Origin of the sequence: Streptomyces albospinus (genome assembly GCF_014648695.1) — a bacterium.
Lineage (GTDB): Bacteria > Actinomycetota > Actinomycetes > Streptomycetales > Streptomycetaceae > Streptomyces > Streptomyces albospinus.
In genome coordinates, this window is the sequence record NZ_BMRP01000046.1 from 1 (window position 1) to 8538 (window position 8538).

Genomic DNA, 8538 nt, shown 5'->3' on the forward strand with positions numbered 1-8538 from the left:
GCCGGCCCCGGCGTCCCGCCGCCCGGTGCTCCGCTGGCTCCTCCGGACCAGCCCGGCCCTCCCCCGGCGTACCCCCAGCCGGGCCCGCCCGGTGCACCCGGCCCCGGCGGTCCGGGCGGCCCCGGTGCGCCCGGTGCGTACGGCTACCCGCAGGCGCCGAGCGGTCAGCCGACCGTCGGCCCCGGCTACATGGCCGTGCTGAGCTACCGCGCGCCGGACGGCTCCGAGCAGAAGATCGTGCGCCGCTCGGCGCCCGGTACGCCGCACCCGGAGTGGCAGCTGCTGCACGAGCTGCGCGCGATGAACGTCCCGCCGCAGCAGGTGGTGGAGCTGCACACCGAGCTGGAGTGCTGCGATCTGCCCGGTGGCTACTGCGCCCGGATGATCCGGGAGACCTGGCCGCAGGTGCGGATCAGCCACACCGCCGCGTACGGCCGGGACCACGCCTCGCGGCAGCAGGGCGTGCGGCATCTCGTGGAGCACCAGGGCGAGTTGCACCAGGTCGCGGACGGTCCGGCGCGGCCGGCGCCGGTCCGGGCGCCGCTGCCGCACCCGTCGCAGGTGCAGCCGGCGATGCCGGTGCCGCCGCCGGCGATCGGGCAGGAGCTGGAGCAGTCGTTCGGGCCGCAGGGGATCTTCCGCTTCGATCAGCGGGCGGTCTCCCGGCAGGGCGTACCGGACGTCGTGGCGCAGATGCTGGTGTGGGCCGGGCTGCCGGTCGACTTCGGGCCGTTCTTCTGGGCGCAGGCGCAGCCGGGCCGTCCGGTGCCGACGCTGGCGGAACTGGCGGCGGAACGCGGTGTGCAGCCGGCGCCGGACGCGGGCTCGTACCTGGTGATGGGCAACGACTTCGGCCGTCAGCTGTGCGTCCAGTACGGGACCGCGAACATCGTGGCGGTCCCGATGGAGGCGGGTCCCGGCGGGCAGCCCGCCGCCCCGCAGTTCGTGAACACCGGGCTGCCGGAGTTCGTGCGCTGCCTGGCGATGCTGGGGCGGATGTGGCGGCTGCGCTACGGGCTGACGCCGGAACAGGCGGGCCGCTGGACGGTCGACTTCCAGGCGCAGCTGGTGGCGCTGGACCCGCCGGCCCTGGGGTCGCCGGAGACCTGGTGGTCGGTGCTGCTGGAGCAGATGTGGGACGGCCTGCTGTAGGGCGGCGCCGGGCCGGCTGACCCGGCACGGCGAACGACAGGGGCGCGGACGGCTCGGCCGTCCGCGCCCCTGTCTCCGTTCGCGCCCGTTCGTGCCCGTCCCCGTCGATCCCCGTTCGTCCCCACTGATTCCCTTTCACCGCCCCGCCCCGCCCCGTCCTCGTCATGCGCGCATGCCGTGACATCGGACCGCGTCAGGTCGTTGATACTCCGCACCCCCCCCGTGCGGGCGAAGATCCAATTCCGGCTTCTGCCGTCACATGCCGCATCCTTGCGGGAGGGAATGGGCGGAGTGTCGTAATGGAGCCGCTTCGGGCCGATCCAGAAAGATGTGCGCGGGACTGTGCGGAAGTATGCGGGTCCGCGCGACGGCTGTGCGCAGCGGAGAGGGGCTTGAGGGATGAGTACTTCGGTTTCGCCTCACGGGTTCGAGACCGTACGAGGACGCGGCTACCGCCCTGAGGACGTGGACCGGCGCGTCGAGGGGCTCTCCATCGACCGCGACTCCTGCTGGGAGCGCGCCGCACGGCTGACGGTGCTGTGCAACGAGATGGAGACCGGACTCGGCGAGCTGCGCGCCTACGTGGCGCAGCTGCCGGAGCAGACGTACGAGGATCTCGGCGACCAGGCCCGGCTGATCCTGACGACGGCGGAGTCCGAGGCGGCCCGGCTGCGGTCCGAGGCGGATCACGCCGCGGAGCGGCTGCGCGACGAGGCCGCCGCGTTCGGGCAGCGAACGCAGACCGCGGCGGACAAGGCGTCGCAGCGGCTGCGTACGGAGGCGTCGGAGGATGCGCGCCGCATCGAGGAGGCGGCGTGCGGTGAGGCGTCGGCGCAGGTGGCCGGGGCGGTCAAGGATGCCGAGCAGCTGCGGTCCGAGGCGTCCGCGGAACTGGTGGAGATGCGACGCCGCACGGCGCAGCTGCTGCGGGACCAGGAAGCGCGGCAGAACGAGGAGTGGGACGCGCTGGAGCGGGAACTGACCAGCCTGGCGGCCGAGATGGACCTGCGCGTCGCCGAACTGGACGCGCACGGGGAGGCCGTGGTCGCCGAGCGCCGGCGGCTGACGGCGGAGACCGAGGAGTCGGCCCGGCACCGCCAGGAGGACGCCGAGGCCCGGGCCGCGGAGCTGCTGGCGCAGGCACGGGTCGACGCGGAGCGGATCGAGCGGGCCACCGAGCGGATCGTGCGGGAGCACGACGAGGAGTGCGAGGAGGTCCGGACCCATATGGCGCATGTGCGGAACAGCCTGGCGGCGCTCACGGGCAAGGACCCGGGGGACTTCTCCGCCACGGGTGCGGACGCCGGTTCGGCGGCCGGTGGCGCCGACTCCGGTGGCGATCCGGACAGCGAGGAGACGCTGGAGACCCGGCGGCCCCGTATGGAGCGGGGCGGCGGGCGGTAGCCCCGGCGGGCCCGCGCCGCCCGGCGGCCGGCCTCCGGCGGTCGGTCCCTGGTCCGTCCGCCCCTAGCTTTCCGACGCGGCTGCGTCCGCGGCGCTCCCGCCCGTACGGGCATCCGCGTGGACGGGGAACCGGCGGGGCGCCAGCAGGAGCACGGCGAGCAGGGCGAGGGCGGCGGCAGCGGCGGCGCCCAGGTAGACGTGCTCGACGGTGGTGTCGACGGCGCGGCGCAGGTAGTCGGCGGTGCGGGCGGTGAGCGCACCGGCGTGCTCCAGGGCGTGCGAGACCGCGTCGAGGTCGTGCGGCAGGCCGGAGCGGATGGCCGAAGGGGCGTGCGCGAGGCGGTCGTTGAGGGTGGCGTTGGCGATGGCACCGAAGAGGGCGGCGCCGATCGACTGGCCGACCTGGCGGCAGAAGAGGATCGAGGCGGTGGCGGTGCCGCGCTCGGCGTAGCCGACGGAGGACTGGACGCCGATGATCAGCGGGAGCTGGAAGAGGCCCAGCGCGGCGCCGAGCGCCAGCATCAGCAGCGCGGGCTGCCAGGCGGCGCCGGGGTAGGGGAGCAGCGGGAAGGCGAGCAGGATCAGGGCGGCGACGCCGATGCCGAGGAGCGCGCAGTTCCGGATGCCGATGCGGGTGTAGACGCGGCTGCTGAAGGCGGCGGATATCGGCCAGCTCAACGTCATCACGGAGAGCACGAAGCCGGCGGCTATGGGGCCGAGGCCGAGGACCGTCTGGGCGTAGGTGGGCAGGAAGACGGTGGGGGCGACCATCAGGAGGCCCAGGGCGCCGAGGGCGAGGTTCACGGCGGAGATGGTCCGGCGGCGCCAGACCCAGCCGGGGATGATCGGCTCGGCGGCGCGGCGTTCGATGGCGAGGGTGGCCGCGGCGCACAGCGCGCTGCCGGCGAGCAGCAGCAGGGACGGCGCGGAGAGCCAGGGCCAGGCGGTGCCGCCCTGGACGAGGGCGGTGAGCAGCAGTCCGCCGCAGGCGAAGACGGCGAGGGCGCCGGGCCAGTCGACGCGGGGGCGGCGCCCGGCGGTGGCGGTGCGGGCCCGTTCGCTGTCGTGGCTGGCGTTGTCCTCAAAGAAATGGCGGATGATCAGCCAGAGGGCGACCGCGCCGACGGGCAGGTTGACCAGGAAGATCCAGCGCCAGTCGCCGTACGCGGTGAGCAGCCCGCCCAGGCCCGGCCCGGCGACGGACGAGGCGGCCCAGACGCTGGAGAGCTTGGCCTGGATCTTGGGGCGTTCCTTCATCGGGTAGAGGTCGGCGGCGATGGTCTGCACGGTGCCCTGGAGGGCGCCGCCGCCCAGGCCCTGGAGGATGCGGAAGGCGATGAGGGAGGCCATGTTCCAGGCGCCGGCGCAGGCCAGCGAGCCGAGGAGGAAGAGGGCGATGCCGGTGACGAGGATGGGCTTGCGGCCGTAGGTGTCGGAGAGCTTGCCGTAGACGGGGAGGGTGACGGTGACGGCGAGCAGGTAGCCGGAGAAGAGCCAGGAGAAGACGGCGAAGCCGCCGAGGTCGCCGACGATCTGGGGGATGGCGGTGGCGATGATCGTCGAGTCGAGGGCGGCGAGCGCCATGCCGAGCATGAGGGCGGCGACCACCGGCCCGCGCCGGGAGGTGGCCGGACCGGTGGCGTCCCGGCCGCCCGGTCCCTGGTTCCCGGCGCCGTTCCGGCCGGCGCTGTGGCTGTCCTGTGTGATGCGGCTCACCGGGCCCCCTCCTGCCGTGGTGCGTGGTGCGGTCGGCGCGCGACCGCCCTGTGCGGCCGACCCCACTACGTGTAGTCGGCATGATTCTGCCGACACCCTTCCACGCACCGGCGCCGGGCGGAACGGGGCTTCTCGAAGGGTGGGACGGGGCAGCGGTCCCGGGCAGCGGCTCGTTCCGGCGGCCGGTTGTCGGTGGGCGAGCGTAAGGTGGGCAACCCTGGTCCGTGCGCGCCCGTCGGCGCTGCCGAGGGAGTGGCGGACCGGTCGCGTTGTTCGCCTCGCTGGGACGGAATCTTTTTCATGAGCCTGACTGGTCTGCTCGACGCCGTCGTACGGGACCCGGCGCTCGCCGAAGCGGTCAAGGCCGCGGCCGACGGACACCGGCCGCATGTGGACCTGGTCGGCCCGCCGGCCGCCCGCCCGTTCGCGGTGGCCGCGCTCGCCCGGCAGACCGGCCGCCCGGTGCTGGCGGTGACGGCCACCGGCCGCGAGGCCGAGGACCTGGCCGCCGCGCTGCGGTCGCTGATGCCGGCCGGCGAGGACAACGCGGTCGTGGAGTTCCCCTCCTGGGAGACGCTGCCGCACGAGCGCCTCTCGCCGCGCTCGGACACCGTCGGCCGCCGTCTGGCGGTGCTGCGCCGGCTCGCCCACCCGCAGGCCGACGACCCGACGGCGGGTCCGGTCTCGGTCGTCGTCGCGCCGATCCGCTCGGTGCTCCAGCCGCAGGTCAAGGGGCTGGGCGATCTGGAGCCGGTCAGCCTGCGCACGGGGCGGACCGCCGACCTGGAGGAGATCGTCGACGGTCTGGCGGCGGCTGCCTACGCGCGCGTCGAACTGGTCGAGAAGCGCGGCGAGTTCGCGGTCCGCGGCGGCATCCTGGACGTCTTCCCGCCCACGGAGGAGCACCCCCTGCGGGTGGAGTTCTGGGGCGACGACGTCGAGGAGATCCGCTATTTCAAGGTCGCCGACCAGCGGTCCCTGGAGGTCGCCGAGCACGGGCTGTGGGCGCCGCCGTGCCGCGAGCTTCTGCTGACCGACGAGGTGCGGGCGCGGGCCGCGGAGCTCGCCGAGCAGCACCCGGAGCTGGGCGAGCTGCTCGGGAAGATCGCCGAGGGGATCGCCGTCGAGGGCATGGAGTCCCTGGCGCCCGTCCTGGTGGACGACATGGAGCTGCTGCTGGACGTCCTGCCGAAGGGCAGCATGGCGGTGGTCTGCGACCCGGAGCGGGTGCGCACCCGGGCCGCCGACCTGGTCGCCACCAGCCAGGAGTTCCTCCAGGCGTCCTGGGCGGCGAGCGCGGGCGGTGGCGCTGCCCCGATCGACGTCGGCGCGGCGTCCCTGTGGGGCATCGCGGACGTCCGCGACCGGGCCCGCGAGCTGGGCATGCCGTGGTGGTCGGTGTCGCAGTTCACCTCCGGTGACAGTGGACTCAGCACCTCTGGTGACAGTGGACTCAGCACCTCTGGTGGCAGCGGATACAGCGCGGCCGATGGGGAAGAGGCCGACGGGGACACCCTCAGGCTGGGGATGCACGCCCCGGAGACGTACCGGGGCGACACCCAGCGGGCGCTGGCCGACACCAAGCAGTGGCTCGCGGACGGCTGGCGCACGGTGTTCGTCACCGAGGCCCACGGCCCCGCGGCCCGTACGGTCGAGGTGCTGGGCGGTGAGGGCATCGCCGCCCGCCTGGAGGCCGACCTCGGCGAGATCGCGCCGTCCGTCGTCCATGTGGCCTGCGGCTCGATCGACAACGGGTTCATCGACCCGGCCCTGAAGATCGCGGTGCTCACCGAGACCGATCTGTCCGGCCAGAAGGCCGCCGGCAAGGACGCGGCCCGGATGCCGGCCCGCCGCCGCAAGCAGATCGACCCGCTCACCCTCCAGGCCGGCGACTTCATCGTCCACGAACAGCACGGCGTCGGCCGCTACATCGAAATGGTGCAGCGCACGGTCCAGGGCGCCACCCGCGAATATCTCCTGGTCGAGTACGCCCCAGCCAAGCGCGGCCAGCCCGGCGACCGGCTCTACATCCCCACCGACCAGCTGGAGCAGGTCACCAAGTACGTGGGCGGCGAGGCCCCGACGCTGCACCGGCTCGGCGGCGCCGACTGGACGAAGACCAAGGCGCGCGCCAAGAAGGCCGTGAAGGAGATCGCCGCCGACCTCATCAAGCTGTATTCGGCGCGGATGGCGGCGCCGGGCCACACCTTCGGCCCGGACACCCCCTGGCAGCGCGAGCTGGAGGACGCGTTCCCGTATGCGGAGACGCCCGACCAGCTGACGACCATCGCCGAGGTCAAGGAGGACATGGAGAAGTCCGTCCCCATGGACCGCCTCATCTGCGGCGACGTCGGCTACGGCAAGACCGAGATCGCGGTCCGGGCCGCCTTCAAGGCCGTCCAGGACGGCAAGCAGGTGGCCGTGCTGGTGCCCACCACCCTCCTCGTCCAGCAGCACTACGGCACGTTCACCGAGCGGTACGGCCAGTTCCCGGTCAACGTCAAGGCGCTCTCCCGCTTCCAGACCGACACCGAGGCGAAGGCGACACTGGAGGGCCTGCGGGACGGCGCCGTCGACATCGTCATCGGCACCCACCGCCTCTTCTCCTCCGAGACCAGGTTCAAGGACCTCGGCCTGGTCATCGTGGACGAGGAGCAGCGCTTCGGCGTCGAGCACAAGGAACAGCTGAAGAAGCTCCGCGCCAACGTCGACGTCCTGACGATGTCCGCGACCCCGATCCCCCGCACCCTCGAAATGGCCGTCACCGGCATCCGGGAGATGTCGACGATCACCACGCCCCCCGAGGAGCGGCACCCGGTCCTCACCTTCGTCGGGCCGTACGAGCAGAAGCAGATCGGCGCCGCCATCCGCCGCGAACTCCTGCGCGAGGGCCAGGTCTTCTACATCCACAACCGCGTCGAGTCCATCGACCGCGCGGCGGCCCGGCTCCGCGAGATCGTGCCGGAGGCGCGCATCCAGACCGCCCACGGCCAGATGGGCGAGTCGCAGCTGGAGCAGGTCGTGGTCGACTTCTGGGAGAAGAAGTTCGACGTCCTGGTCTCCACGACCATCGTGGAATCCGGTATCGACATCTCCAACGCCAACACCCTGATCGTCGAGCGCGGCGACAACTTCGGCCTCTCCCAGCTCCACCAGCTGCGCGGCCGGGTGGGCCGCGGGCGCGAGCGCGGCTACGCCTACTTCCTCTACCCGCCGGAGAAGCCGCTCACCGAGACCGCCCACGAGCGGCTGGCGACCATCGCCCAGCACACCGAGATGGGCGCGGGCATGTACGTCGCCATGAAGGACCTGGAGATCCGCGGTGCGGGCAACCTCCTCGGCGGCGAGCAGTCCGGCCACATCGCCGGCGTCGGCTTCGATCTCTACGTACGCATGGTGGGCGAGGCGGTCGCCGACTATCGGGCGTCCCTGGAGGGCGGTGCGGAGGAGGAGCCCCCACTGGAGGTCAAGATCGAACTCCCGGTGGACGCGCATGTCCCGCACGACTACGCGCCCGGCGAGCGACTGCGCCTCCAGGCGTACCGCGCCATCGCCTCGGCGAACTCCGAGGAGGACATCGCGGCGGTCCGCGAGGAGCTCACCGACCGCTACGGCAAGCTGCCCGAGCCGGTCGAGAACCTCCTCCTGGTCGCCGGCCTGCGGATGCTGGCCCGCGCCTGCGGCGTCTCGGACATCACCCTCCAGGGCTCCAACATCCGCTTCGGCCCGGTGGAGTTGCGCGAATCCCAGGAGCTCCGCCTCAAGCGCCTCTATCCCCGTACGGTCCTCAAGCCGGCCACCCGCCAGATCCTGGTCCCGCGCCCGACGACCGGCAAGATCGGCGGCAAGCCGTTGGTGGGGCGCGAACTGCTGTCGTGGGTGGGGGAGTTCCTGACGACCGTTTTGGGGTGACTCCCACGTAGCCGGCTTTCCCGCCGCGGGGGTGCGGGTGCAGTTTTCCCCGCCTTCGGCGGGAGCGGAGGGGGTTGGTGGGCGGTTTCCGCCTTCGGCGGAGGGGTGTTCGGGGTGGGGCCCCGGTGGGTGGTGGGTGCCGGGTGCGGGGCCTCCGGGGTGGTGTCGTGGACTGCTGCGCTTTACGTCCACGACACCACCCCTCCGGCCCCACACCCTCCCGCCGTTGTCGGGACCCCACCCCTGGGGGAGAAGGGGAGGCCCTGGGTGCTCACGCCCAACCCGCGCTTCTGGTCCACGGGTTCACCACGACGGCCGGGAAACCTTCCCTCCCACCGGGCGGGGGCGCGTCAC

4 protein-coding genes are annotated in these 8538 nt (G+C 73.0%); 3 read left to right on the top strand and 1 reads right to left on the bottom strand.

What is annotated here, in order from left to right; translation table 11 throughout:
• Nucleotides 1-1152: SUKH-4 family immunity protein (locus tag IEZ17_RS34845; RefSeq protein ID WP_229852939.1), on the top strand; the 1152-nt coding region annotated here is incomplete at its 5' end.
• Nucleotides 1153-1551: 399 nt separating this feature from the next.
• Entirely contained in the window at nt 1552-2556 is a 1005-nt protein-coding gene (locus IEZ17_RS34850; RefSeq protein WP_229852940.1) for a coiled-coil domain-containing protein, read from the top strand.
• A gap of 63 nt (nt 2557-2619) precedes the next feature.
• On the opposite strand, the gene IEZ17_RS34855 is transcribed toward IEZ17_RS34850, so the two are convergent.
• On the bottom strand, nt 2620-4272 hold the full coding sequence (locus tag IEZ17_RS34855; RefSeq protein ID WP_229852941.1) for an MFS transporter: 1653 nt from the start codon (nt 4270-4272) through the stop codon (nt 2620-2622).
• 300 nt (nt 4273-4572) lie between these two features.
• Between IEZ17_RS34855 and mfd the strand changes: the two genes are divergently transcribed.
• Entirely contained in the window at nt 4573-8184 is a 3612-nt protein-coding gene (gene mfd / locus IEZ17_RS34860; RefSeq protein ID WP_189307312.1) for a transcription-repair coupling factor, read from the top strand.
• The last annotated feature ends 354 nt before the right edge of the window (nt 8185-8538 follow it).

Excerpts from the sequence above, each read along its gene's own strand:
- IEZ17_RS34850 (WP_229852940.1), top strand. The coding sequence starts at position 1,552 with ATGAGTACTTCGGTTTCGCCTCACGGGTTCGAGACCGTACGAGGACGC.
- mfd (WP_189307312.1), top strand. The coding sequence starts at position 4,573 with ATGAGCCTGACTGGTCTGCTCGACGCCGTCGTACGGGACCCGGCGCTC.